Source organism: Rhizobium sp. AN80A, assembly GCF_030053015.1.
GTDB classification, from domain to species: Bacteria; Pseudomonadota; Alphaproteobacteria; order Rhizobiales; family Rhizobiaceae; genus Rhizobium; species Rhizobium metallidurans.
On sequence record NZ_JASJPX010000003.1, the window covers coordinates 2,717,010 to 2,741,336 of the forward strand.

Below are 24,327 nucleotides of genomic sequence, written 5' to 3' on the forward strand. Positions count from 1 at the left end.
AGGTCACATTCGACAGTTCGGGCGGGAGAGAGCGCCCGGACGGTCATTGCCAAGCACGCGGCGCACCAGGAGCGTGGCAAGAATATCGAAGTCGTTCATGTCTCATTCCTTTCTTCTGCGTCGTGCTTGCTTCGGGCCCCGGGCATGCCGGGACCGGCGGTGGTGTTCTGTATAATCTACTTTATTTGTAGAGAATACATAACGAACAGTCGGAAACATATTCCGAAACGTGTCAAAATGTCGGCGATTAGGAAAATATCATTCCGCCAAAGCCGAATTCACGAGAAGACCATTAGCAGGTCTTTGTGCACTTGGTATGACGATACGGAACTCTCCGTCGCTCGCAGCCAGAGATAGGGAGTGCATCTGATTCCGGCAATGGGGCTTTTTATTAAAAGACGGTAAGCCTCGAAATGACCGAAATGGTTAACGGGCGTCAGAGGCCTGTTAGCGCCTGAAAGTCAGGTGGATCGTGCCGCTTGGCGCGGTTTCCGATGTGACCGTGTAAACCGCTTCCAGGCCACGCAAATCGTCCCACAGGCGGATGCCGCGCCCGAGAAGGATCGGCGTGATCGCGACATGAAGCCGATCGACCAGCCCGGCTTTCAGAAAATCGCGCGCCACCGTCGGCCCGCCGCCGACGCGCACATCCTTGCCGCTAGCCGCCTTCATCGCCCGCTCGAGCGCTTCCACGGGCGTGGCGCTCAGGAAATGGAACGTGGTGCCGCCGGCCATCTCGACCGACGGGCGCTCCTTGTGCGTGAGCACGAAGACCGGGCAGCCGAAGGGCGGCTCGTCGCCCCACCATCCGCGCCAGTCCGGATCGTCGGGAAAATTATGTAGGCCGAACATGCCGGCGCCCATGATCTCGGCACCGATATTCTCGAAATATGCCCGCGCGTAGTCGTCGTCGAGGCCGGTGGTGCCGCTGCCGCTGGTGTCCTTGAACACCCGCTCGCGGAACGTCCGCGTGGCCATGTAAGCGCCCACGAGCCGTGGCCAGTCCTCGCCGAACGGGACTTCCGGCGTCTGGTCCGTGGTCGTGGCGAAACCATCCAGCGAGACCATGAGATCGATACGAACTGCCATCGCGCTCTCCCTTCGAGAAGCTTCCCCGGATAGCGGTCACCACCCTTCCGAGAGCACCTTTTCCAGCATGTCGGCGAAGAAATCGGCGCTTTCGGCCGTCAGGCAGAGCGGCGGCTTGATCTTCAACACGTTCAGGTGATCGCCGGTCGGCTGCATGATGACGCCGAGGTCGAGCAGCCGCGCGCAGATCGCCGCCGTCTCGGCGGTCGCCGGCTCCAGCGTCGCGCGGTCGCGGACGAACTCGACGCCGAGATAAAGCCCCATGCCATGCACGGCGCCGACGAGCGGATGGTGATCCATCAGCGCCACCAGCCGGCCCTTCAGCCGATCGCCGATCTCGCGGGCATTCTGCTGCAGCGCCTCGTCGGCCATGATGTCGAGCACGGTGATGCCGACGACGGAACTGACCGGGCTGCCGCCCGACGAGGAGAAGAAATAGCCCTCCTTCTCCAGCGAATCGGCGATGGCGCGCGTGGTGATGACGGCGCCGAGCGGGTGGCCGTTGCCCATGCCCTTGGCGACCGTGATGATATCGGGCACCACCTGCTGCTGCTCGAAGCCCCAGAAATGATGGCCGAGCCGGCCATAGCCGACCTGTACCTCGTCGGCGATGCAGACGCCGCCACGGGCGCGCACCTGGCCATAGACGGCGGCGAGATAGCCATCCGGCAGCGCTATGCCGCCGGCGTTGCCGTATACCGGCTCGGCGATGAAGCCCGCCAGCCGCTCGCCGCTTCCGTCGATCAGTTCCAGCGCGGCAAGAACGCTTTGCAGATAGTCGCCGGTCGAATCCGGTCCACGGAACTCGCCGCGATAGGTATTGGGCGCGGCAACGGGATGAACCCAATCGGGCCGCGTCGTCAGCGCCCGGGGATTGTCGGCGATCGAGGTGGAGACGGCATCGCTTGCCACAGACCAGCCGTGATAGGCCTCGAGCAGGGTCAGCATGTTGCGCGCGCCGGTGTGGGCCCAGGCAAGCCGCAGCGCCAGATCGTTGGCCTCCGAACCGGAGTTGACCAGGAAGACGGTGTCGAGCCCTTCAGGTGCCAGAGCCGCCAGCCGTTCGGAGAGATCGGCGACGGCGGCATAGTGAAAGCGTGAATTGGTGTTCAGCCGCAGCCATTGCTCGCCCACGGCATCGGCAAGGCGCGGGTGGCCGTGGCCGAGAATGGTGACGTTGTTGACCATGTCGAGATAGGCGCGGCCCTCGACATCGAACATGTGCTCCTTCCAGCCGCGCTCGATGCGCGGCGGGGTCTCGTAGTAGTGCTTCTGGGCGGCCGCGAAATGGGCCGTGCGCACGGCAAGGATTTCCGCATCGACAGGCTTCGGCGCTTCTACGCCATGGCCGAGTAACGCTGCCGGCGACGGGCAAAGCGCCGACCAGGCAAAGACCTCGGCGGGCGTGCAGAAGAGCGGCGGCTCGGCGCCCTTCAGTGTCGAGAGCTGCACGCGCAAGCCGCCGAGCGAGCCCTGTTCGCCCGAGACTGCGCCGATCGCCTGGCCTGATTCGAGCTCGGCGCCGTCCTCGACCGAGGGATCGATACCGTCGAGATGGAGGCTGATATCGGCGCCCTCGAGGACGAGATGGTGGTTCTGCCAGCTGATGCGTCCCGAAAAGGGCGCCGCGATCGCGCTGCCGGCGGCCAGGCAGATATCGGCGTGCAGGGCGTAGGTGGCGGACGGTTTGGCGCTCAGCAGGCGGGCGCGCGACAATCTGTATTCGCCGTAGCGGGTGGCGGCGGCATCGGCCTCGGAGGCGGCGCGGGCAAGCAGCCGCCAGTCCATGTCGCCCTGGCCCCAGTTGCCGGCGGCGAAGTGCTGGCTTTCGACGCCGAGGTCGACATAGAGCATGTTTTGAAGGTCGAGATCGGGCAGCAGCGGGTGCCAATGCTCGGTCGCAACAGTGGGGAGTTCGACGCCCGCCGTCTTCAGGATGGCCGTTTCCATGAGATCGAAGGGAACGGCGATGGCCGTATCGAAGATGCGCTGCTCAAGCACGAGGTTGGCGCGGACATATTCGTTTTCGGGATCGATGGAGATCTGCTGTTCGCTGCTCGCCACCAGGATGACGGCACGGGCAACAACCAACGGCCACAGCGCCCTGAGCTCTTCTTCCTTCAGCGGATAGATTTCGTGATAGGCCTTGACGGCGGGCAGCACGAAGAAGGGGTCGCCATCGGCCTGATGCAGCAGCGAAGCGCAGGTGACGGCGAGATCGCCGACCAGCCAGCCACGGATGATATCGCCGAAATCGATGACGCCATCGGGAATGAGGCGTCCCTTTTCGTCGCGGCGGCTGACGACATTGTCGCCGGTGACATCATGGTGGACGGCCTGCAGGCGCAGCGCCGGCGCGAAGGGCTGTACGCGGCGGACGGCGGCGACCATGTTCTTGGCGATACGGTCGCGCGCGGCGCCATCGGTGATCGCCGACAGGAGCTGGACGGCGACCGGGCCGGCGCGGCGCAGGTCCCATTGCAGGTTGCGGTCGAGGCCGGGATGATCGAAATCGGCAAGCGATCTGGCGAGATTGGCGCAGAGCGCACCCAGCGCCGCCACGGATTGCCCGGGAAGATGCGCGGGGCCGCTCAACCCCTCGCCTTCGAGATATTCCAGCAGCCGGACCTGATAGGTCTGGTCGCGGACGACGACGGCGATGATGTCCTGGCCATCGGTGGAAGCGACCACGCGTGGCACGCGCGGCGCGCCCTCGATGCCGGCGAGGTGACGCATCGCGGCATTCTGCGCCTCGAGCTCGATCGTCTCGTAGACCATGTGGCAGATCTTCAGGACGTAAGCCTGCTCGCCGGTATCGACGCGGTAGTTGCGGTCCTGCTGGCTTCCGAGCTCACTCAGCGTGCCCGACAAGCCATAGCGCGACTGCAGGATCTCTCCGGCTTCCTCGGCCGTCACGTCGGGACGCGGAAGCTCGAGACGCCGAGCGAGCGTTTCATCGGTCATGGCATTCCCCCACCGCGCGATTCGATCCTGCACAATAAGCAGATAATCGACAGCTTGCTATCGGCAAGCGAGGATCGGGCGTCATCCCTAGGAATTACGGGCCTGGGAATTACTGGCCCGGCAATTACCGGCCAAGGAATCAGCGGACGCCCGATACCAATGACTTAGCCCATGCGTTCGGAAGCATAGCTGCCCGGGCTTGCCGGGAAGACCACGGTGCGGTTGCCGTTCAGGAACACGCGGTGGTGAATGTGGGCGTGGATGGCGCGGGCAAGCACCTGGCTCTCGACATCGCGGCCGATCGAGACGTAATCGTCGGCCGACTGCGCATGGGTGATGCGCGCCGTGTCCTGCTCGATGATCGGGCCTTCGTCGAGGTCGGCGGTGACGTAGTGCGCGGTGGCGCCGATCAGCTTCACGCCACGCTCATAGGCCTGCTTGTAGGGGTTCGCGCCCTTGAACGACGGCAGGAAGGAGTGGTGGATGTTGATGATGCGCCCCGACATCTTCTTGCACATGGCGTCCGAGAGCACCTGCATGTAGCGGGCAAGCACAACGAGCTCGGTGCCGGAGCTTTCGAGCAGCTGCAGGAGCTGGGCTTCGGCCTGCGGCTTGTTTTCCTTCGTCACCTTGATGTGGTGGAAGGGAATGTCGTGGTTGACGACGACCTTCTGGTAATCGAAGTGGTTGGAGACGACGCCGACGATGTCGATCGGCAGCGCGCCGATCTTCCAGCGATAGAGCAGGTCGTTCAGACAATGGCCGAAGCGCGAAACCATCAACAGCACCTTCATGCGCTGGTCACCGTCGTGGATTTCCGATGTCATCTCGAATTTTTCGGCGATCGGCTGGAAGCCTTCGCGGATAGCCGCCAGTGTAGCACCCTCTTCGGAGATGAAGCTGACGCGGGTGAAGAACATGCCGGTGGAGAGATCGTCGAACTGCGAGCTGTCGATGATGTTGCAGCCCTGTCCGGCCAGATAGGTCGAAATCGCCGCCACGATGCCGCGCGTCGATTTGCAGGCTACCGTCAGTACATATTGCGTCATGCGTCATATTCCTTGTTCAAGCGTCGGCCTTGTTTAGGCATCGGCCTTTTAAGCGTTGGTCTGGGGCGACCGTCGAGCCTGCTTAGATCAAAGCGACATGGCCGATCAAGCACGACACGCGCGCCGCTGCACCAGGTTTGTCGAGACGGGCGGCGCTTGCGGCCGGCGCATCTCATCGGCCCTCAGCTTACGGCAGTTCCTGCCGGAGTCCGTTCACTTTGCGTCGTGGAACCGCGTATTCTCGCCGTGGCGCCCTCGTTGAATTTGAGAAAGCCGACGAGAAGCCAGCCGAGGCCGGCGGTCTTCATCGAAAAGATCGCTGTCGAGCCGATCATCAGGTTCAGGAACATGAAGAGCGACAGCGAATGGCAAAGGCGCTTCTGGTTGGGCGTCTGGCCGGCCGGATAGAAGGAGACGAACAGCCAGAACAGGATGAGGCCGAAGATGGTGGCGCCGTAGGTGATATAGACATAGCCGCTGTCGACGAAGGTGGTGGCCTTGTCGAGCTCGAGCCCCATCGTCGCCGGCAGATCCATGGCGATGATGTTTCGTACCGTGCCGCTGATGCGGCCGACGAAATCGTCGTCACGGGCGTTAGGCTTGAAGGCATGGATGATGAAGCCGACCATGACGATCGCCGGCATCATCAGAAAGCTGAAGATCTTCGGGATCAGGGGATAGATGACATAGCCGGCGACGCTGACGATGGTGAAGATCAGCATCGTGCGGGTGTCGTTCGTCACCAGGATGAGCACGATCGTCGCCATGAAGATCAGCCGGTCGAAGAGCGTGATGCGGTTGGCGAAGCTGACGAGATAGATGACCATGACGCCGCAGAAATTGGCGAGCGACACCTGCTCGAGGAAGATCGAGGAGGAGCGGTGATCGATGAGGCCGAAGGAGAACCGCCCCTCGAAGCCGAGCGCGCCGCGAAACAGGCCGGAATCGCTGTAGGTGGCAGGGGGAACGCCGCGGGTGTTCTGGAAATACTCGGCCGGATGGAAGAGCGCCACATAGGCGGGCGTCGAGATGATCTCGCAAAGGAGCGCCGCGAGAACCGCAAGGCAGCAGATCTTGAAGGCAAGCCGCAGCGTTCGTTCATTGCTCCAGCGTCCGAGCACCGTGAAGGCGAAGATGATCAGGACGTTGCGAAGATGGTCGATATAGCCGGCCTTGTTGATGACCATCACATAGACCGTCAGCGCGACGGTCGCGAGGAGATAGCCGAGCGGCACGATATCTTCCTCGTAGAGGCCCTTCTTCAGGATGTAGCCGAAGCTGTAGGCGAGGATCAGGATCTCGCTCGCCACGACGGCGGTTGACGTCAGCGGCATGATGTTGTGATTGATGAAGGCAAGAATGGCGTTGTAGGTCACGCCGAGCACGCTGACGGCCAGGATGCTGTAGTCGATCGGCTCCTTTTCGATCGCATCACCGGCGGCTTTGACCTTGCTTGCCATATCCTCAATCCACCAGCGTCTTGCACTTGGACTTGTCGGCGGCCGGTGTCTTCAGCGCGTTTTCCAGCGCCGTCATCTGCTGGCGATCCTTGCCGCCGCGCGGCTGCACGTTCAGCGTCTCCGTTTCCGGCCACCAGTCGCCCGCCACCCAGTAGGTCCAGCCGAGCCAGACGTCGGGGTTGGCCTGCATCTGGTCGAGCACGCGGCCGAGCGCCGCCACGCAGGCCTTGTCCTGCGACACGCCGAATTCGCCGAGGAAGACCCGCGTATTGTTCTTCCTCGCCCAGTCGGTCATATCGGTCACCGCCTTGAGCGCGCTGTCGCTGCCGCTGCATTCGGCGTTCATGCCCGACGAATCCTGATCGAAATACTGATGCACCTCGTAGGCGTAGTTCTTGCGCGGATCGCGCACGCCCAGCATGACCGTGCCGTTGGCGCCGCCCGGCCCATCCGCCTGCCAGGAATGGGCGCCGGTGAAGCGGGTGCCCGGAACCAGGATCAGATTGTTGGCTCCCGTCGCCCGGATGGTGCGGATCGCGGCGTTGGCGGCCTTCAGCCAGGCATCGGCGCCGATGTCGTAGGGCTCGTTCATCAGGCCGAAGATCACATCCTCCTGATTGGAGAATTCAATCGCCAGCCGCGCCCAGAACTCGGCGAAGGCGGTGTCGGTGACCGGCGGCTTGCCGATCATCACCTTGTCGTATTGCGCGTAGTTGTGCGGATCGAGAATGACGGTCAGGCGCTTCTTGCGCAAAAGCTCGACCGTGTCCTTCAGCCGCTTCAGCTCGGCTTCGTCGAGCGGCTTGCCGAGCTCGGGTTGCAGGCGCTCCCAGAGAAAGGGAAGGCGCACGCTGTTGAAGCCCTTCTGGGCGAAATAGGCGATCGTTTCCTCGGAGGGATAGGCATAGGCCTTGAACACCTCGCCGCCGCGCTCGCCGAACTCGGCACCGGAGAGATTGATGCCCTGCAGGCAGGTGCCCTGCGCACCGGCCGCGCCGGCCTGGAGCAGCATCGTTGCCAGCACGGCCGCCGCTAGGCGCCGCCGGGGGGAGAATTTGTCGCTCATTGATACCGCTTCCGGGTTCGGCTGATCGTTCGTCTCAGTGCTGTCTCGGCATCTTAACGGTCCGTTAGCTAAGGATTTCTAAAGTCGAACCCACGTCGCCGGCATTTTACAGGCGAGCAACGAGCGCGCGCATGAACCAGTTTGACAGGAACAAGGTTGGCAGGCTGCCACAATGGCGCAGCTATGAGCCGCCGAACACCGAGCCCAACCGGACCGGCGCGCCCGGACCCGTGCTGCGCCCGTCCGACTTCGTGCCCGCCAAGCCCGCGCCCGCTTCCCTGATCACGGACGCCTCTCCTGAGAACCCCGCCCCTCCAAGCCAATCGGGCACGGCATCCGCGCCGCCAGCGAGCGAGGCGCCCCGCGCACCCGAGCGGGCGCCGCAGGTTGAGCGGAACGCCGATGCCCCGCCCTCGTCCGCGGGCACTGTCGCGCGCGATGAACCGCCAGCGCCCGTCGCCGCACCCGTGGTCGCGCCCGCCGTGGTGCACGCGCCGGAGCGCGGCGGACCGCTGCTCGACACCCGCTCGGCGATCGAGGCGATCTGGAACAAGCGGCTCCTGATCCTCGGCCTTAGCGTGCTCGGCGCGGTTGCCGGCGCCATCGTGCTGCCGCTGTCGACGCAGAAATTCACCGCCAGCACGACGCTCTACTTCGATCCCAGACAGATCGGCCTCAACGATCCCAGCACGCAGGCCAACGGCCCCTCGCCCGAGATGATCTCGGCGATGATCGACAGCCAGGTGCAGATCCTGAGCTCCGGCAATGTCATGCGCCGCGTCGCCGACGCGATGAAGCTCGACCAGGACCCCGAATTCAACGCCGGCCGGGCCGACAGCGCCGCCGTCGTCAGCGCGCTGCAGAAGGCGCTGGTGATCACCAGGCAGAGTTCCACCTACGTGGTTTCCATGGAGGTGACCACGAAGAACGCCGAGAAATCCGCGCGTCTCGCCAACCAGGTCGTGGCGTCCTTCCTGCAGGAGGAAGACGGCGCCAGCTCCGGTCTCTACGAGAATACCTCGACCACGCTCGACAAGCGCCTGACCGACCTTCGCCAGAGGGTTCAGGAGGCCGAGCAGGCGGTGGAGACCTACCGCGCCGACAACGACATGGCCTCGACGCAGAACGGATTGATCTCCGACCAGCGGCTCGCATCCTTGAACACGCTCCTGGTGACGGCGCAGGACAAGACGATCCAGGCCAAGGCTCGGGCGGATGCCGCCGCCAACCTGCGCTTGGAGGACGTGGTCGGCGGCACATCGCAGAGCGGCGTTTCGACGGCCCTTGCAACGCTGCGCCAGCAATATTCGACGCAGGCCGCCATGGTCAGCAGCCTCGAGAGCCAGATGGGCACGCGCCATCCGCGCCTGCAGGCGGCGCGCTCCTCGCTGAAGAGCATATCCGACCAGATCCGCGGCGAATTGCAGCGGCTGGCGAGCACCGCACAGGGCGAATACCAGCAGGCGAAGAAGGCCGAGGAGGCCGTCTCCAAGGAACTGTCGGTGCAAAAGGCGCTGCAGGTCAACACCTCCGACAAGCAGGTCGAACTCAACGAATTGCAGCGCAAGGCGACCGCGGCGCGCAATATCTACGAGACCGTGCTGAAGCGCTCCGGACAGACCAGCGAAGAGCAGAGCCTGTCGCGCAGCAATGTCCGCGTGATCTCCGAGGCCGAGCCGCCGCTGAAGGCCAACGGGCCGGGCAGGACGGCACTTTTGATCGCCGGCGTCATCGGCGGCCTGCTCGCGGGCTTCCTCGCCGGCGCCGGCTTCGCCATCCTCGCCAGCCTGGTTGCCCATCCGACGGTCCGGGGCTATTTCCGCAAGTCGGCGTAGGGCCTGTGCAGGCGCCGAAGTCACGATTGCGGGAGCGGCGCATGCTGCCGCTTGATGCGTGGGAATGGCATGCTTACATCGACGGCATTGACAGAGAGACCGGCGAGCGGCCGGAGGGACTTGATGCGGCTCGGTAATTTCAAGAAAATCGTTCTCGTGACGCTGGCGCTTTCAGCCGGCGTTCTTCCGGCGCCGGCGTTTTCGACCGACTGGGCGCGCGCCGGACAAGGCCGGGTGCCGCCGACCTATCCCTATGCCAACCTTCCCGGCGTCAAGGCGCCCACCGATCCGTCGCTGGAGCCGAAACTGACCTGCCGGACCGAGACGCAGTATATACGCCGGCGCCATGACGAGATTTTCCGCTCCGGCGGCATGCCGATGACGGTCTATGTATGCGACCGCGACGGCGTGATTTCCTCCGGCAGCCAGGTTCCGCTGCGCGGCCGCTACCAACCCGTCCGCTGACCACCCGCCTCCCCCTGTTCATTTGGCATCGACACTCTCGCGACGCTTTTCAAGCGATGCGGCCTTGCGGCGTGCTGCAAATATTTCCAAGGTCCGGTAACAACTGCATGTGCCCGTTCGTAGAGGATGATGTCGGGTGAACACTTCGGCGCGTGAAGAGGAATGGGCGGAATGGATGCGCCGGGCGCTTGATGGCGACGGGCAGGCCTATCAGCGTTTTCTTCTCGCCGTGACCCCGCATTTGCGGGCGATGGCCCGGCGGCGCTGCGAACAGTTCGGCGCGCCGGCAAGCGAGGCGGAAGACGTCGTGCAGGAAGTTCTGCTCGCGGTGCACCTGAAGCGCGGCACCTGGGACACGACGCGCCCGATCGGTCCGTGGCTGTCGGCGATCGTGCGCAACAAGCTGATCGACAGCCTGCGCCGGCGCGGACGGCATGTGGATGTGCCGATCGAGGATGTGATGGAAACGGTTGCAAGCGACGATGAGGCTGAGGACGCCATGAACCGCCTTGACGCCATGAACCTTCTGGAGCGGCTGAAGGACCCGCAACGCGACATCGTACGCTCGATCTCGATCGGCGGCGCGGGCATACGCGAAACGGCGGAGCGGCTGAAAATGAGCGAGGGAGCGGTGCGCGTCGCGCTGCATCGGGCGCTGAAGAAGCTTGCCGCCCTTTATCGCGGCGAAGAATATCGGAGTGGGCGTGGTGAAGACGAATGAGCTGATCAGCCTGCTGGCCGAGGATGCCCCTGTGCGGAACCGGCTCGGCCCCGCGCTCAAGACCGCGCTTGTCGCGGGCGTCGTCGTTTCGGCGCTGATCCTGGTGTTCGCGATCGGCATTCGCCGCGACGTCTCCAGCGCCGTGGAAACCACGCGCGTGCTCTTCAAGGTGAGCCTCATGCTGGGGCTCGCCATCCTCGCATCGTCGATCGTGTTTCGCATCGGCCGCCCCGAACTTTCGCTGCGCGCCGGCGGATGGGCGCTCATCGTGCCGGCGGGCCTGCTTGCCGCCGCCGTCGGCATCGAACTCCTGGTGCTGCCGCCGGAGCTATGGGGGCAGCAGCTGATGGGACACAACGCGGCCTATTGCCTGACGCTCATCCCGCTTTTGTCGATCGCTCCGCTTGCGGGTTTCATCCTGGCGCTTCGAGCCGGCGCGCCACGGCGACCGGCTCTTGCCGGTGCCGCCGCCGGGCTTGCGGCCGGCGCCATCGCCTCGGCGCTCTACGCCTGGCATTGCATCGACGACAGCCCGCTCTTCGTCGCCACCTGGTACACGATATCGATCACCGCCGTGACCGCCATCGGCGCCGTGCTCGGCCGTCGCTATCTCAGATGGTGATGATCAACCAGCGGCAGTGACAGCGCGGATACGCGCCGTGGCGTCAGCCGTTGCCCCCGGCATCGCCGTCGACAGCCTGTTGCAGCGCCGCCTTCGGTCCGACCGGCTGCGCCACGCCGTCGATGCGGCTTTTCGTGCCATAGCTCATGACGACGCAGGCGACGATCAGGACCATGAGCAGGCAGGCAAGCACGCCCGTCAGATCGACCCTCAGCGTAAGGCCACGACCCTTATTGACGGTGGAAGAAGAAGACGTCGCGTTCGTCATGCAGCACCCGGTCCCTCGAATACTATCGAATATTGCCCATCTCCCAGGGCAACGAGCTAAGCATCATTCGCAGCGAATGGAAAGAGACCGAGACTTGTCGATGGACCGATCGCGCATCAATACTTGTGATAGTTGCATGAAAACATGCTTCCGCCGACGAAAATGGAAACATTCGTTCCGGCACTTGCGAAGGGCAGTAAAGAAGAGGCCGCTGGCCTCGCCAGGAGCTGCGTTTTCCTGGCGTGCGCAATGCGCCGCGAGCACACCCGTCGAAACGCGAGACATCAGCAATCAGGTCTTTGGGAGAGTTTTCGGTGTTTCGTCACTGAACCTCCATCGAGGTTTTGCGAAACACCTATGATCTTGCGATCATTGAGAAATCCACGTTTCTCAAAATGGAATGGTGCCCAGAAGAGGACTCGAACCTCCACACCCTTTCGGGTACCAGCACCTGAAGCTGGCGCGTCTACCAATTCCGCCATCTGGGCGACGGAGAGCCATGTACGGGGGTGGCCGGTTGGTGTCAACAGGGTTTTTGAAGTTTTTCTGACACCACGCAAAAAAGTCTTCGGGCAAGACCGGGAAAGGTGGGTTTTTGGACGATCCGGGATTTCGGGCGGTGCCAAGAAACGCCGGGCGCACTATATATGATCCATGGAAAAGGATGTTGCGATGACCGTTTTTCAGAAATTGTCCGCTGTTGTGATTCTGTCCGTGGTGCCGCTTGGCCAGGTTTGGGCCATGCCGAGGACGCCGCTTGCGGAGGTAGCGGGCAGCAGCGACATCGTCCGCGTGCAGACCATGTGCGATTTTCGCGGCTGCTTCACCTTCGGCAAGACGCAGTCGTTCACGCCATCCTACGTGCAGCCGAACTACAGGCCGCCAACCGCGACCGGGCCGACCTATTATCGCCCGCGCGCGATGGGGCCTGCGCCGAAATACTACAACACGCAACCGCCGGGCCGCTACCAGCCGCCGCAGACACCCGCACGGACCGCGCGGCCGAATGCGCCCGACCGCAACTTTCACGTCAACTGGTGCCGCAACCAGTATCGCAGCTACAATCCGAACACCGATCGCTTCGTGACCTATGAGGGGATCTACAAGACCTGCAACTCGCCCTACGACTAGGCGTTTCGTGCGGTGGAGCAGACCGAGCGTCTGGATCGCCGCCTGGTCGGGCTAGCTTTCCTTCGACGTCCGGTCGGTGTGGCCGAGATCGCGGTCGGGATCGATGATATCGCGGATGCGCTGCTTCAGTTCCTTGGGGCCGGGAAAGCCGCCGTCGCGCTTGCGCTCCCAGATAAGCTCATCATCGACGCGGATCTCGAAATTGCCGCCGGTGCCGGGGATGAGCGCCACCTCACCGAGGCTGTCGGTGAACGTCTGCAGCAGTTCCTGCGCCATCCAGCCGGCGCGCAGCAGCCAGTTGCACTGGGTGCAGTAGAGAATGGTCACGCGGGCTTTTTTCTCGGTCATGGGGGCTTTCTGTCCGGCTTCGGGCATATCGTTGCAGTTGCGCCAAACTTACGAAGTGGCCGGGTGTGACGCAACGGATATTGCAATGCGCGATGGCTTGGTGTTCTTCCTGAAGCGACAGGAAGACAGGAGTTGCCGATGCGGGTTGCCGTGGTCGAGAACATGAAGAACACGCCGCTGGGCTCGCTCGGCATCGCGCTTGCCGAAGCCAATGCCGAGCTCGACATCTACCAGCCCTATCTCGACGGCCGGCTGCCACAGAGCATCTTCGAGCATGACGCGCTTGTCGTGCTTGGTGGCGAGCAGGACGCGCTCGATGATGCGAACTATCCCTATCTGCCCGCTCTGGCGCGGCTGATGCAGCGCTTTTGCGAGGCGGGCAAGGCGGTGATGGGCATCTGCCTGGGGTCGCAGATCCTGGCGCGTGCCTATGGCGCGGAAAACCATCTCGGCCGGCAGCTGGAATTCGGCTGGAAACCCGTCGAGAAGACGGAAGAGGGTAAGGCCGATCCGCTGCTGTCGGGCCTCGAGGCCGATTTCATCACCTTCGAGTGGCACAGCGATACGTTCACGCTGCCTCAGGGCGCCTGCCTGCTCGCGACCAGCCCGCTCGTGCGCAACCAGGCCTTCCGGCTTGGCCGCGCCACCTATGGCACGCAGTTTCATTTCGAGGCCAGCCGCGCGGTGGTCGAGGGCTGGACGACGGGCTTCGAGGCGACGATCGAGCGGATGGAACCCGGCTGGCTGCAGCGCCACCCCGATCTCGCCCCGGTGGATGGCGCCGCGGCCGATGCCAGCGGTCTTGCGATCGCGCGCAACTGGGTCGCGATGATCGAGGTCGCGACGACGAAGGAACCGGTCGCCGTCGGCGCCTGAGGAGGCGCGAGCGCCGGCAACGATCCGCCGGCTTTCGTCAGCCGGCCTTATTCAGCCGGCTTGCATCGGCCAGCATGTATCAGCCGGCCTTGAGGCCCGGACTTGCATCGCCGCCGATGAGCTCCGGCATCAGGTCGGCGATCTTCACGACCTTGCCGCTGCGTGCGCTTGACAGGGCTGCGATGCCCGTCAGCACCGACATGGCGCCGGCGCGGGTGCCGGCGCGCTGGCCGAGGCGGTCTTCCATGCCGGGCTTGAAGATCATGTTGCGCATGCGGTTGTCGCCGCCATAGTGACCGCCGGAAGAATGCGGCACGACGATGCGCTCGACCGGCGCCCTGTCCTTCGGAAAGTTGCGGATCAAGAGGATCGTATCCTCGTCCGGCGTTTCCCACGGCTGCTTTTCGAACTGGCGCAACTCGATCCGCCCCTCGGTGCCGTTGAAGGCGATGTGGTGGCCTTCGATCGGCTGGAAGGTGTTCAGCGAATAGGAGACGTGGACGTTGTTGCGGTAGCGCAGGCTGACGACCATGGTGTCGGGGATATCGATATCCTCGCGATAGACGCAGCCGTCGCGGAAATAGCCGTCGATCTCGGAGGGGTCTTCGTAGAGCGCGTCGAGGAAGGGATCGGCCTCGAGATCGAGGTAGTAATCGCACTCCCCCGAATGCGGACAGAGCTTGCAGCGCGGGCCACGGAACGGACCCTTGCGGCCGTAATTCTGCAGGTCGGCGAAAGAGGAGACGGCTTCGGGGTCGCTGTCGAGATACCAGTTCAGGAGATCGAAATGGTGGGTGGCCTTGTGGACGAAGAGGCTGCCGGAGTTTTCCGTATAGGCGTGCCAGCGGCGGAAGTAATCGGCGCCGTGCCTGGTATCGAGATACCAGTGGAAATCGACGGAGGTGACGCGTCCGATCTCGCCCGAGGAGAGCAGCTCCTTGATCCTGGCGGCGGTCGGCGCGTAGCGATAGTTGAAGGAGACGTCGACGCGCTTGCCGCTGCGCTTTTCGGCATCGAGGATGCGGCGGATCTTGTCGACGGCTGTCGTCATCGGCTTTTCGGTGATGACGTCGATGCCGGCTTCCAGCGCGCGCACGACGATGTCGTCATGGGTGTAGTCGGGCGTGCAGACGATGACCATGTCGACCTCATGCTCGGCGAGCATGGCGTCGATGTTCTCATAGATCGGGGCATTGCTGCCGATCATGGTGCGGGCGCGTTCGGCGCGCAGCGAATTGGTGTCGACGATCGCCACCAGATCCACATGCTCGCGCCAGCCGGCCAGCAATTCCTTGCCCCACATGGTCGTTCCGCGATTTCCGGTGCCTATCAGTGCGAAGCGGCGTTTCTCCATCGAATGATCCTCCTTCATGCGTGCGGAAACGAATGTGTTGGTCTGCCTCTGGTCCGTGCCGGCTCAGATCCGGCAGCAGTCGTGGAAGCGCTCGACGCAGGTGCGGATCACCTCGTCGGCCGGGCGTTTCCACCAGTTCTCCGCCGAGAATATCTCGACCTCCTGCGCGCCGTGAAAGCCAGCGTCCTCCACCATCCGTCTTATGCCCTTCAGGTCGATGACGCCATCGCCCATCATGCCGCGGTCGGTCAGCATGTCCCTGGTCGGCACCAGCCAATCGCAGATGTGATGCGCGAGAATGCGCCGCTCGCGCCCGGCGCGGGCGATCTGGCGCGCCAGATCGGGGTCCCACCAGACATGGTAGACGTCGATCGCGACGCCCACCCCCTCGCCCAGCGTCTCGCACATGTCGAGCGCCTGGCCGAGCGTGTTCACGCAGGAGCGGTCGGCGGCATACATGGGATGCAGAGGCTCGATCGCCAGCGGCACGCCGCTCGCGCGGGCATGCGGCAGCGTGGCGGCGATGCCATCGCGGACCATCTCGCGGGCGTCCTCGATATTCTTCGATCCGCCGGCAAGCCCGCCGACCACGAGCACGAGGCAATCGGCGCCCAATGCAGCCGCCTCGTCGATGGCGCGCCTGTTGTCGTCGATCGCCGACTGACGGTCCGCGGCGCTCGCCGCCGGAAAGAAGCCGCCACGGCAGAGGCCGGTGAGCTTGATGCCGTTCTGGCGGATGATGCGCGCCGCCTCGTCGATCCCGATCCTGGCGACCTGATCGCGCCAGGGGGCGATTGAGGTGATGCCGTGCTTGAGGCAGAGATCGACCGCTTCGGCGAAGCCGCATTGCTCTCGTATCGTCGCGAGGTTGATGGAGAGACCGTCTACCATGCTTGCCGTGCCCCGCTTTCATGCGGGGCAACAGGGGCGACCACGGGTACATAGTGTACGATGCTTTGCATGGCTCAGAACTCCAGCGCGGGCACATCGAGCCAGCGGCGTTCGGCCCAGGACTTCAGCCCGAGTTCGGCGAGCTGCACGCCCTTGGCGCCGGCCTCGAGACCATAGGGCCAGGGCGCGTCCTCGGCGACATGGCGCAGGAACATCTCCCACTGCGCCTTGAAGCCGTTGTCGAACATCTGCGTGTCGGGCACCTCGTCCCAGGTCCTGTAGAAATCAATCGTCTGCGGCTGGTCCGGATTCCAGACGGGCTTGGGCGTATTGACGCGGTGCTGGGTCCAGCATTTCGTCAGCCCGGCCACGGCCGAACCGTGAGTACCGTCGACCTGGAATGTGACGAGATCGTCGCGGCGCACGCGCACCGCCCAGGACGAATTGATATGGGCGATCACCCCGCCTTCAAGCTCGAAGGTGGCATAGGCGGCGTCATCGGTATCGCAATCATAGGGCTTGCCCTGTTCGTCGATGCGGGTGCCGATGTGGGTGGCGCCGAGGCAGGAGACCGATTTGACCTCGCCGAAGAGATTGTCGAGCACGTAGCGCCAGTGGCAGAGCATGTCGAGAATGATGCCGCCGCCATCGGCCTTGCGGTAATTCCAGGACGGGCGCTGCGCCGGCACGCCCCAATCGCCCTCGAAGACCCAATAGCCGAACTCGCCGCGCACGGAGAGGATCTTGCCGAAGAAGCCAGAATCGCGCAGCAGCGCCAGCTTGCGCAGGCCGGGCAGGAAGAGCTTGTCCTGCACGACGCCATGTTTGAGGCCCGAGCCGCGCGCCTTGCGGGCGAGCGCGATGGCGACCTCGAGGTCGTCGGAGATCGGCTTTTCGCAATAGACGTGCTTGCCGGCATCGAGCGCCCGGGACAGAAGCTCGGCGCGCATCAGCGTTGTGCCGGCGTCGAAGAAGATCTGGTCATCTGGATTTTTGAGGGCAGCGTCGAGATCGGTCGACCAGCGCCTGATGCCGTGGCGCTTGGCCAGTTCCTCCATCTTGGCGGCGTTGCGGCCGACGATGATGGGGTCGATCTCGAGCTTTTCGCCGGATTTCAGCGTCAGGCCACCCTGATCGCAGATCGCCAGTATCGAGCGGACGAGGTGCTGATTGTAGCCCATCCGGCCCGTTACGCCGTGCAGAATTATCCCTAGACGCGCCATGTCTGCCTCCCTGCAAAATGTCTTACAAACTTTCTTGCAAATGCCGGACGCGCGATGCCGCGCGGCTCCTCCCGGCCAGTAACCAAACAGTTACTTGATGGCAGAGGAGAAGCGGCGCTGTCAATAGCCGAGGTCAAATTTCAGCGATCAGGCCTTGATGGACGCAAGCGTGACGTGGACGATATGGCGCTCCCAGGCGTCGAGATTGTCCTTCTCCTGAAGGTCGCGGCCGAAGATGGTCGAGAGCGTGTACTGGTTGGAAATGTAGAAATAGCCGAGCGAGGCGATGGTCAGATAGACGTTCAGCGGATCGGCGGCCGCGATGAAGACGCCCGCCTTCTTGCCGCGATCGAGCACCTCGGTCAGTTCGACGATCAGATGCGAATGCAGTTCCTTCAGCCGTACCGACTGGCGCAGCCAGCGGGCGCGGTGCAGGTTCTCGGTGCCGAGCAGGCTCAGGAATTCGGGATGCTTGAGGAAATAGCGCCAGGTGAACAGCGCCAGTTCGGCGATCCCCTCCTCCGGGCTTCGGTCGCCGATATGCAGTTCGCGCTCGGCGGTGCGGATGCCGACATAGGCTTCCTCGAGCACATGCAGATAGAGCTGCTCCTTATCGCCGAAATAGTGATAGAGCATGCGCTTGTTGGTGCCGGCACGCTCGGCAATGGCATCGACACGGGCGCCGCCCATGCCGTTTTCAGCGAATTCCCGGGTCGCGGCTTCGAGAATGGCGGCGCGCGTCCGCTCCGGATCGCGCTGCAGGACGCGCTCTTGCGAGCGCCGCTTGACCGTCTTCTTCTCTCCGCCATCCATCCGTTGCTGCCCTTTCCCGTAAACCTCGCGCTCATAGTCGTTTATGAACAGATTGTAAAAAACAAAGCCCGACGATCCCGCCACCACATGTCGCTTGACAGTCCCGGTGCTTCTTCATAGCTTGTAACCAAATAGTTATTTGTTGCAAGAGAAACCAGCCGGGAGCGTGTGGAGGCGCTCCCCAAGGGAGGAGGAAAAACAGATGACGTTTCGTGTGAGCAGACGCAATTTCGTTGCGGGAGGGGCAGCCCTTCTTTCGATGTCCGCACTGGGGCCAGGGGCTTTTGCCGCCGACGCCCGACTGCGGCTCCTGTGGTGGGGCTCGCAGCCGCGCGCCGACCGCACCAACAAGGTTTCCGAACTCTACAAGGCCAAGAATTCAGGCACGTCGATCACCGGCGAGTTCCTGGGATGGAGCGATTACTGGCCGCGCCTGGCAACCCAGGTCGCCGGTCGCAACGCGCCCGACGTGATCCAGATGGATTACCGCTATATCGTCGAATATGCGCGGCGCGGCGCGCTCGCCCCGCTTGAATCCTACATGCCATCGAAGCTCAATCTCGACGATTTCGATCCGGCGCAGGTCGAGGGCGGCAAGGTCGACGGCCGTCTCTACGGCGTCAGCCTCGGCGCCAATTCGGCGGCAACCGTCATCAACACGGTGGCGCTGCAGGAAGCCGGCATCGAGGCGCCGACGAACAAGACCACCTGGGAAGAGCTCGGCAAGATGGGCGCCGAGATCACCAAGGCGGGCAAGCGCAAGGGCTTTTTCGGCTTCGCCGACGGCAGCGGCGCGGAACCGCTCTTCGAAAACTACGTGCGCCAACGCGGCAAGGCGCTCTACACGGCGGATTCGAAGATCGCCTTCGGCGCCGACGACGCATCCGAGTGGTTCGACATGTGGGCCAAGTTCCGCGAGGCGCAGGCCTGCGTGCCGCCCGACGTGCAGGCGCTCTACAAGGACACGATCGACACCGCGCCGCTGACGCTCGGCAAGGCCGCGATCGACTATGCGCACAGCAACCAGTTCGTCGGCTTCCAGGCCGTGGTCAAGGACAAGCTGACGCTCAGCAACTATCCGCTGATCAAGGCGGATTCGAAGGGCGGCCACTACCGCAAGCCGTCGATGTTCTTCTCGGTCTCTGCGCAGTCCAAGGCGCTCGAACAGGCGGTCGACTACGTCAACTTCTTCGTCAAGGATCCTGAAGCCGCCAAGGTGCTCGATGTCGAGCGCGGCATCCCGGAATCCAAGGCGATGCGTGATGTCGTGGCCGGCATGCTCGACGATGTCGGCAAGATCCCGCTGAACTATGTGGCCAATCTCGGCGATCTCGCCGGGCCGCTGCCGCCGCCGCCTCCCTCAGGTGCCGGCGAAGGCCAGACCGTTCTGCGCCAGCTTGCCGAGCAGGTCGCCTTCGGTCAGGTCACGCCAGCCGATGCCGGCAAACAGCTTGTCGACGAGATCACGCGCCTTCTCGCGCGGGGTTGACCGACATGAGCAATGCGATGCGCGCGACGGCTGACCGGGCCGCGACGGCGGAGCAATATCAGGGAGTGGTCGCCGACAGCCGTTGGCGACGCCTCCTTGCCGCCAACGGACCTGGATATCTCTTTCTTCTTCCATGGCTCATCGGCTTTTTGGGGCTGACGCTCGGGCCGGCGCTGGTATCGCTCTACCTGTCGTTCACGGATTTCGACATGATCCGCTCGCCTGAATGGGTGGGGGCCGCGAACTATGTGCGCATCACCACCGCGGACCCGAAGTTCGCGGCGGCGATGAAGGTGACGCTGACCTATGTGGTGCTGTCGGTGCCGTTCAAGCTGGTCTTCGCGCTTCTGGTGGCGATGGCGCTCAACAAGGGGGTGCGGGGGCTGACCGTCTACCGCGCCGTCTTCTACCTGCCGTCGCTGCTTGGCGGCAGCGTGGCAATCGCCGTGCTCTGGCGGCAGCTGTTTGCCGGCGACGGCCTCGTCAACGCCGCGCTGTCGCAGATCGGCATCCAGGGACCGAGCTGGATCTCGCATCCGAGCTATTCGATCTATACGCTGGTGGCGCTCAGCGTCTGGCAGTTCGGCTCGCCGATGATCATCTTTCTCGCCGGTCTCCGCCAGATCCCGACCGACATGTACGAGGCGGCCAGCCTCGACGGGGCCTCGAAGTTCCGGCAGTTCTACAAGATCACCCTGCCGCTTTTGACGCCCGTCATCTTCTTCAACGCCGTGGTGCAGACGATCGACGCCTTCAAGGCGTTCACGCCTGCCTTCATCATCTCCGGCGGGTCGGGCGGGCCGATCAATTCGACGCTGTTCTACACGCTCTATCTCTATCAGGAGGCGTTCGGCAACTTCCGCATGGGCTATGCTTCCGCTCTTGCATGGATCCTGGTGCTGATCATCGCCGTGTTCACCGCCTTCTCGTTCCTGTCCTCACGCTACTGGGTGCATTACGATGACTAACGGGATCACGACAGCGGTCGCCGCGCCGCCATCCGACATCACCAAGCGCAGCCTGCCGGCCTCGATCGTCGTTCACACGCTGCTGATCATCGCCTCGCTGCTGATGCTATATCCGCTCTTGTGGATGGTGTCGGCGTCGGTGCGACCGGAAAACGAGATCTTCTCGTCGACCTCGCTCATCCCGTCGTCGATCGATTTCACATCCTATGTGCGTGGCTGGAGTGGCCTCGACATCACCTTCGGGCGCTTCTTCTGGAATTCGCTGGTGATTTCGCTTCTGACCGTGACCGGCAACGTGGTGGCCTGCTCGCTGGCCGCCTATGCCTTCGCGCGGCTGCGCTTCGCCGGGCGGAACTTCTGGTTTGCGATCATGCTCGGCACGCTGATGATCCCCTATCACGTGACGCTGATCCCGCAATATGTGCTGTTTCTCAACCTCGGCTGGGTGAACACCATCCTGCCGCTGGTCGTGCCGAAGTTTCTCGCCAGCGACGCCTTCTTCATTTTCCTGATGGTGCAGTTCTTCCGGGGCATCCCGCGCGAACTCGACGAGGCGGCGATGATGGACGGGTGCAGCGCCTGGCGGATCTATTGGAAGATCATGCTGCCGCTCTCGCTGCCGGTGCTGGCGACGGCGGCGATCTTCTCCTTCATCTGGACCTGGGACGACTTCTTCGGACCGCTGATCTACCTCAACGACATGAACACCTACACGATCCAGCTCGGCCTGCGCACGTTCGTCGATTCGAGCAGTTCATCGGACTGGGGCGGTCTGTTCGCCATGTCGACGCTGACGCTGGTGCCGGTGTTCTTCTTCTTCCTGTTCTTCCAGCGGCTCCTGATCGACGGCATCGCCACGACCGGCATGAAGCGTTGAGACCGGCCGCAATGCACATGCCAGAGAGACCTATCCCATGAGTATCAAGAGAGTAGCGATCATCGGCTGCGGCATCGGCCGCTCGCATATCGTCGAAGGCTACCTGCCGCATCCCGACAAGTTCGAAGTGGCTTTTCTCTGCGACCTCAACGAAGCCAGGCTCGCCGAAGTGGCAGACGAGTTCGGCATCATCGGTCGCACCACCTCGTTTGCAGAGGTTCTCGCCGACGACAGCATCGACATCGTCGACATCTGCACGCCACCCGGCATTCATCTCGAGCAGGTGGTGGCGGCCCTTCAGGCGGGCAAGCACGTGATCTGCGAGAAGCCGCTCACCGGATCGCTATCAGGCGTCGACGAGATCATGCGCGTCGAAAAGACCGCCAAGGGCGTGCTGATGCCGATCTTCCAGTATCGCTACGGCGACGGCGTGGAGAAGGCGAAACGGATCATCGAGGCGGGGATCGCGGGCAAGCCCTACATGGGTTCGGTCGAGACCTTCTGGCTGCGCACACCCGCCTATTACGCCGTTCCCTGGCGCGGCAAGTGGGCAACCGAGCTCGGCGGCGTGCTGGTGACGCATGCGCTGCACCTGCACGACATGCTGCTGCACCTGATGGGGCCGGCGACACGCGTCTTCGGCCGCGTCGCGACACGCGTCAACGACATCGAGGTTGAAGACTGCGCCTCGGCGAGCCTGCAAATGGAAAGCGGCGCTTTCGTTTCGCTCTCCTGCACGCTCGGCTCGCAAAGGGAAATCAGCCGGCTGAGGCTGCATTTCGAGAACGTCACCTTCGAGAGCAACCATGAGGCCTATTCGCCGGGCAAGGACCCATGGACGATCCTTGCCGCCAATGACGAGGTGCAGCGCCGGATCGACGCCGTGATCGGCGACTGGCAGCCGGTGGCGCCGCGCTTCACCACGCAGATGGCGCATTTCCACGCCCATCTCGAAGGCAAGGGTCCGCTGCCCGTCAGCACGCAGGATGCGCGGCGGGCGCTGGAACTGGTGACCGCCATCTATCAATCGTCGGACAGCGGCCAGGACATCGCCCTGCCCGTCGGACCCGACAGCCCGAAATACGCCGACTGGCGCGCAAGAACCCGGTAACGGACCAGACAAAGACCAGACAAGGAAACCCAAGAGATGGCAACGAGCGTCGTTCTTCAGAAGGTCGAGAAACGCTATGGCGCGCTTGACGTCATCCACGGCATCGATCTGGCGATCGATCCCGGCGAATTCGTCGTTTTCGTCGGCCCGTCCGGCTGCGGCAAGTCCACGCTGCTTCGTATGATCGCCGGCCTGGAGGAAATCTCCGGCGGCGCCTTGATGCTCGACAACGAGCGGATGAACGAGGTGGCGCCGGCCAAGCGCGGGATCGCCATGGTGTTCCAGTCCTACGCGCTCTACCCGCACATGTCCGTCTACAAGAACCTCGCCTTCGGGCTGGAGACAGCCGGCTACAAGAAGGCCGAGATCGAGCCCAGGGTGCAGCGCGCGGCGCAGATCCTGCAGATCGAGAAGCTATTGCAGCGCAAGCCGAAGGCGCTTTCGGGCGGGCAGCGGCAGCGCGTCGCGATCGGCCGCGCCATCGTGCGCGAACCGCGCATCTTCCTGTTCGACGAGCCGCTCTCCAACCTCGACGCGGAACTGCGCGTGCAGATGCGCGTGGAGATCTCGCGGCTGCACCGCAGCCTTGGCAATACGATGATCTACGTCACCCACGATCAGGTGGAAGCCATGACCATGGCCGACAAGATCGTGGTGCTGAATTCCGGCCGCATCGAGCAGGTGGGCGCGCCGCTCGACCTCTACAACAACCCCGCCAACCGCTTCGTCGCCGGCTTCATCGGCAGCCCGAAGATGAACTTCCTGCAGGGCAAGATCGAAGCCGTCGGCGAGAGCGAGACAACGATCAACGTCTGCGGCAACGGCGTGCGGCTGCCGCGCCGGGTGGCGGCGCAGGCGGGAGAGAGCGTGACCTTCGGCATCCGTCCGGAGCATCTGTCGCTGATCGACAAGGGCGGCATCGCGCTCTCGTCCGTCAACATCGACCTCTTGGAAAACCTCGGCGGCGCGACGATGCTCTACACGACGACGCCCGACAGGCAGCAGCTGACGATCGCGCTCGACGGGCAGCAGAAGGTGGAGCGCGGGGCCAACGTCACCGCCTATTTCGACCCGGCGCGCTGTCATATCTTCGACGGTGCGGGCAGCACCATTTAGCCCCGCCCATTTGCCACGCTTGACAGCCCGGTCTGGCTGTCAGCACTACTGGACGCAATTTCACTTCCTGGCGCATCGACTTCATCTGGACAAACCGGGCCCACATCGACAATTGACATGCCGGCAGGCGCGGTTGGCATGAATAACGTATAGTCTTGAGATAAAGGTCCTGAACGAAGACAATCCATGAGTAATATAGATGAAATCTCTGAGATTGTTCGAAAAGTGTTTGGCCTTTCCGCCTACACGCTTTTCAGCGCTATCGACCCCGACGACTTGCTCTCTTTACAGGAGAAAAAGTGGGCTTTCTTTGACGCGATCAATCAGTTGCTAGACGCCGGGAAGATCAAGTTCATTGCTCCGGGAGCTGATTGTTATATATCTCCAGCAAATCCATCTCCGAAATTGACAATACAAGACAGCGAAGCGCATTGGCGCGCAACCTCAGAGGAAATCGTGGCTTCGCTTTCCGCTCAGTGGCCCATCCACGTAGATGATGAAAACGACCCTGAACTAACAGTCTACTTCTACAGTATCCCTGCTATCATCTGGGTAGATGATGACGGGTTGCTAGTCTCGTCATAGGATAGG

General features: G+C 63.2%; 23 protein-coding genes and 1 tRNA gene. 12 read left to right on the top strand and 12 right to left on the bottom strand.

The genetic code is table 11. From position 1 onward, the window contains the following. Nucleotides 1-447: 447 nt before the first annotated feature. From P3R82_RS25105 to P3R82_RS25125, 5 genes are all read right to left on the bottom strand, one after another. Complete coding sequence (locus P3R82_RS25105; protein WP_283195751.1) at nt 448-1,089, bottom strand: dihydrofolate reductase family protein; 642 nt, start codon at nt 1,087-1,089, stop codon at nt 448-450. Nucleotides 1,090-1,125: 36 nt separating this feature from the next. Further along, nucleotides 1,126-4,053, bottom strand: a complete 2,928-nt coding sequence (locus P3R82_RS25110; protein WP_283195752.1) for an aminotransferase — start codon at nt 4,051-4,053, stop codon at nt 1,126-1,128. A 164-nt stretch (nt 4,054-4,217) separates the two neighbouring features. Beyond that, the gene (gene purU / locus P3R82_RS25115) at nt 4,218-5,102 is read right to left on the bottom strand and encodes a formyltetrahydrofolate deformylase (RefSeq protein ID WP_183900758.1); all 885 of its coding nucleotides are present in this window, start codon (nt 5,100-5,102) and stop codon (nt 4,218-4,220) included. Between the two features lie 182 nt (nt 5,103-5,284). Then, nucleotides 5,285-6,562, bottom strand: coding sequence for a hypothetical protein (locus tag P3R82_RS25120; RefSeq protein ID WP_283195753.1), 1,278 nt, complete (start codon nt 6,560-6,562; stop codon nt 5,285-5,287). A 4-nt stretch (nt 6,563-6,566) separates the two neighbouring features. Further along, complete coding sequence (locus tag P3R82_RS25125) at nt 6,567-7,628, bottom strand: glycoside hydrolase family 5 protein (protein WP_283195754.1); 1,062 nt, start codon at nt 7,626-7,628, stop codon at nt 6,567-6,569. 131 nt (nt 7,629-7,759) lie between these two features. Between P3R82_RS25125 and P3R82_RS25130 the strand changes: the two genes are divergently transcribed. From P3R82_RS25130 to P3R82_RS25145, 4 genes are all read left to right on the top strand, one after another. Then, complete coding sequence (locus P3R82_RS25130) at nt 7,760-9,463, top strand: GNVR domain-containing protein (protein ID WP_283195755.1); 1,704 nt, start codon at nt 7,760-7,762, stop codon at nt 9,461-9,463. Nucleotides 9,464-9,586: 123 nt separating this feature from the next. Continuing rightward, a complete protein-coding gene (locus P3R82_RS25135) occupies nt 9,587-9,928 on the top strand; it encodes a hypothetical protein (RefSeq protein WP_283195756.1) in 342 nt (113 codons plus the stop codon). A 136-nt stretch (nt 9,929-10,064) separates the two neighbouring features. Further along, nucleotides 10,065-10,649, top strand: coding sequence for a sigma-70 family RNA polymerase sigma factor (locus P3R82_RS25140; protein ID WP_283195757.1), 585 nt, complete (start codon nt 10,065-10,067; stop codon nt 10,647-10,649). Beyond that, entirely contained in the window at nt 10,636-11,271 is a 636-nt protein-coding gene (locus P3R82_RS25145) for a DUF1109 domain-containing protein (protein ID WP_283195758.1), read from the top strand. The genes P3R82_RS25140 and P3R82_RS25145 overlap by 14 nt, the downstream gene beginning before the upstream one ends. 43 nt (nt 11,272-11,314) lie before the next feature. On the opposite strand, the gene P3R82_RS25150 is transcribed toward P3R82_RS25145, so the two are convergent. Both P3R82_RS25150 and P3R82_RS25155 read right to left on the bottom strand, forming a co-directional pair. Then, complete coding sequence (locus P3R82_RS25150) at nt 11,315-11,539, bottom strand: hypothetical protein (RefSeq protein WP_283195759.1); 225 nt, start codon at nt 11,537-11,539, stop codon at nt 11,315-11,317. Between the two features lie 401 nt (nt 11,540-11,940). Then, a tRNA-Leu gene (locus tag P3R82_RS25155) sits at nt 11,941-12,027 on the bottom strand. Between the two features lie 184 nt (nt 12,028-12,211). Between P3R82_RS25155 and P3R82_RS25160 the strand changes: the two genes are divergently transcribed. Beyond that, complete coding sequence (locus P3R82_RS25160; RefSeq protein WP_283195760.1) at nt 12,212-12,670, top strand: BA14K family protein; 459 nt, start codon at nt 12,212-12,214, stop codon at nt 12,668-12,670. 51 nt (nt 12,671-12,721) lie between these two features. Here P3R82_RS25160 and P3R82_RS25165 read toward each other — a convergent pair whose 3' ends face one another. Next, entirely contained in the window at nt 12,722-13,018 is a 297-nt protein-coding gene (locus tag P3R82_RS25165) for a SelT/SelW/SelH family protein (protein WP_112944963.1), read from the bottom strand. Between the two features lie 138 nt (nt 13,019-13,156). On the opposite strand from P3R82_RS25165, the gene P3R82_RS25170 reads away from it, so the two are divergent. After that, nucleotides 13,157-13,894: a type 1 glutamine amidotransferase gene (locus P3R82_RS25170; RefSeq protein ID WP_283195761.1), complete on the top strand. Its 738-nt coding sequence runs from the start codon at nt 13,157-13,159 to the stop codon at nt 13,892-13,894. Nucleotides 13,895-13,973: 79 nt separating this feature from the next. Here the strand turns inward: P3R82_RS25170 and P3R82_RS25175 are convergent, their stop codons facing one another. The 4 genes from P3R82_RS25175 to P3R82_RS25190 form a co-directional block, all read right to left on the bottom strand. Then, a complete protein-coding gene (locus tag P3R82_RS25175; RefSeq protein ID WP_283195762.1) occupies nt 13,974-15,248 on the bottom strand; it encodes a Gfo/Idh/MocA family oxidoreductase in 1,275 nt (424 codons plus the stop codon). Between the two features lie 63 nt (nt 15,249-15,311). Beyond that, on the bottom strand, nt 15,312-16,139 hold the full coding sequence (locus tag P3R82_RS25180) for a sugar phosphate isomerase/epimerase family protein (protein ID WP_283195763.1): 828 nt from the start codon (nt 16,137-16,139) through the stop codon (nt 15,312-15,314). A 74-nt stretch (nt 16,140-16,213) separates the two neighbouring features. Continuing rightward, nucleotides 16,214-17,362 (bottom strand): Gfo/Idh/MocA family oxidoreductase, encoded by a 1,149-nt coding sequence (locus P3R82_RS25185; protein ID WP_283195764.1) that lies wholly within the window; start codon nt 17,360-17,362, stop codon nt 16,214-16,216. A 147-nt stretch (nt 17,363-17,509) separates the two neighbouring features. After that, nucleotides 17,510-18,175 carry a TetR/AcrR family transcriptional regulator gene (locus tag P3R82_RS25190; RefSeq protein WP_283195765.1) on the bottom strand — a complete coding sequence of 222 codons (666 nt, stop codon included), beginning with the start codon at nt 18,173-18,175 and terminating at the stop codon, nt 17,510-17,512. A 202-nt stretch (nt 18,176-18,377) separates the two neighbouring features. Here P3R82_RS25190 and P3R82_RS25195 point away from each other — a divergent pair, with 202 nt between their 5' ends. The 6 genes from P3R82_RS25195 to P3R82_RS25220 all read left to right on the top strand — a co-directional run bounded on the left by P3R82_RS25195 (nt 18,378) and on the right by P3R82_RS25220 (nt 24,321). Continuing rightward, on the top strand, nt 18,378-19,664 hold the full coding sequence (locus P3R82_RS25195) for an ABC transporter substrate-binding protein (protein ID WP_283195766.1): 1,287 nt from the start codon (nt 18,378-18,380) through the stop codon (nt 19,662-19,664). A gap of 5 nt (nt 19,665-19,669) precedes the next feature. Continuing rightward, complete coding sequence (locus P3R82_RS25200; RefSeq protein WP_283195767.1) at nt 19,670-20,632, top strand: sugar ABC transporter permease; 963 nt, start codon at nt 19,670-19,672, stop codon at nt 20,630-20,632. Continuing rightward, nucleotides 20,625-21,509: a carbohydrate ABC transporter permease gene (locus P3R82_RS25205; RefSeq protein ID WP_183900771.1), complete on the top strand. Its 885-nt coding sequence runs from the start codon at nt 20,625-20,627 to the stop codon at nt 21,507-21,509. Before P3R82_RS25200 ends, P3R82_RS25205 begins: the two co-directional genes overlap by 8 nt. Before the next feature lie 37 nt (nt 21,510-21,546). Then, nucleotides 21,547-22,620 (top strand): Gfo/Idh/MocA family oxidoreductase, encoded by a 1,074-nt coding sequence (locus tag P3R82_RS25210; protein WP_283195768.1) that lies wholly within the window; start codon nt 21,547-21,549, stop codon nt 22,618-22,620. A gap of 36 nt (nt 22,621-22,656) precedes the next feature. Further along, complete coding sequence (gene ugpC / locus P3R82_RS25215; RefSeq protein WP_283195769.1) at nt 22,657-23,736, top strand: sn-glycerol-3-phosphate ABC transporter ATP-binding protein UgpC; 1,080 nt, start codon at nt 22,657-22,659, stop codon at nt 23,734-23,736. Between the two features lie 186 nt (nt 23,737-23,922). Then, nucleotides 23,923-24,321: a hypothetical protein gene (locus tag P3R82_RS25220; RefSeq protein WP_283195770.1), complete on the top strand. Its 399-nt coding sequence runs from the start codon at nt 23,923-23,925 to the stop codon at nt 24,319-24,321. The last annotated feature ends 6 nt before the right edge of the window (nt 24,322-24,327 follow it).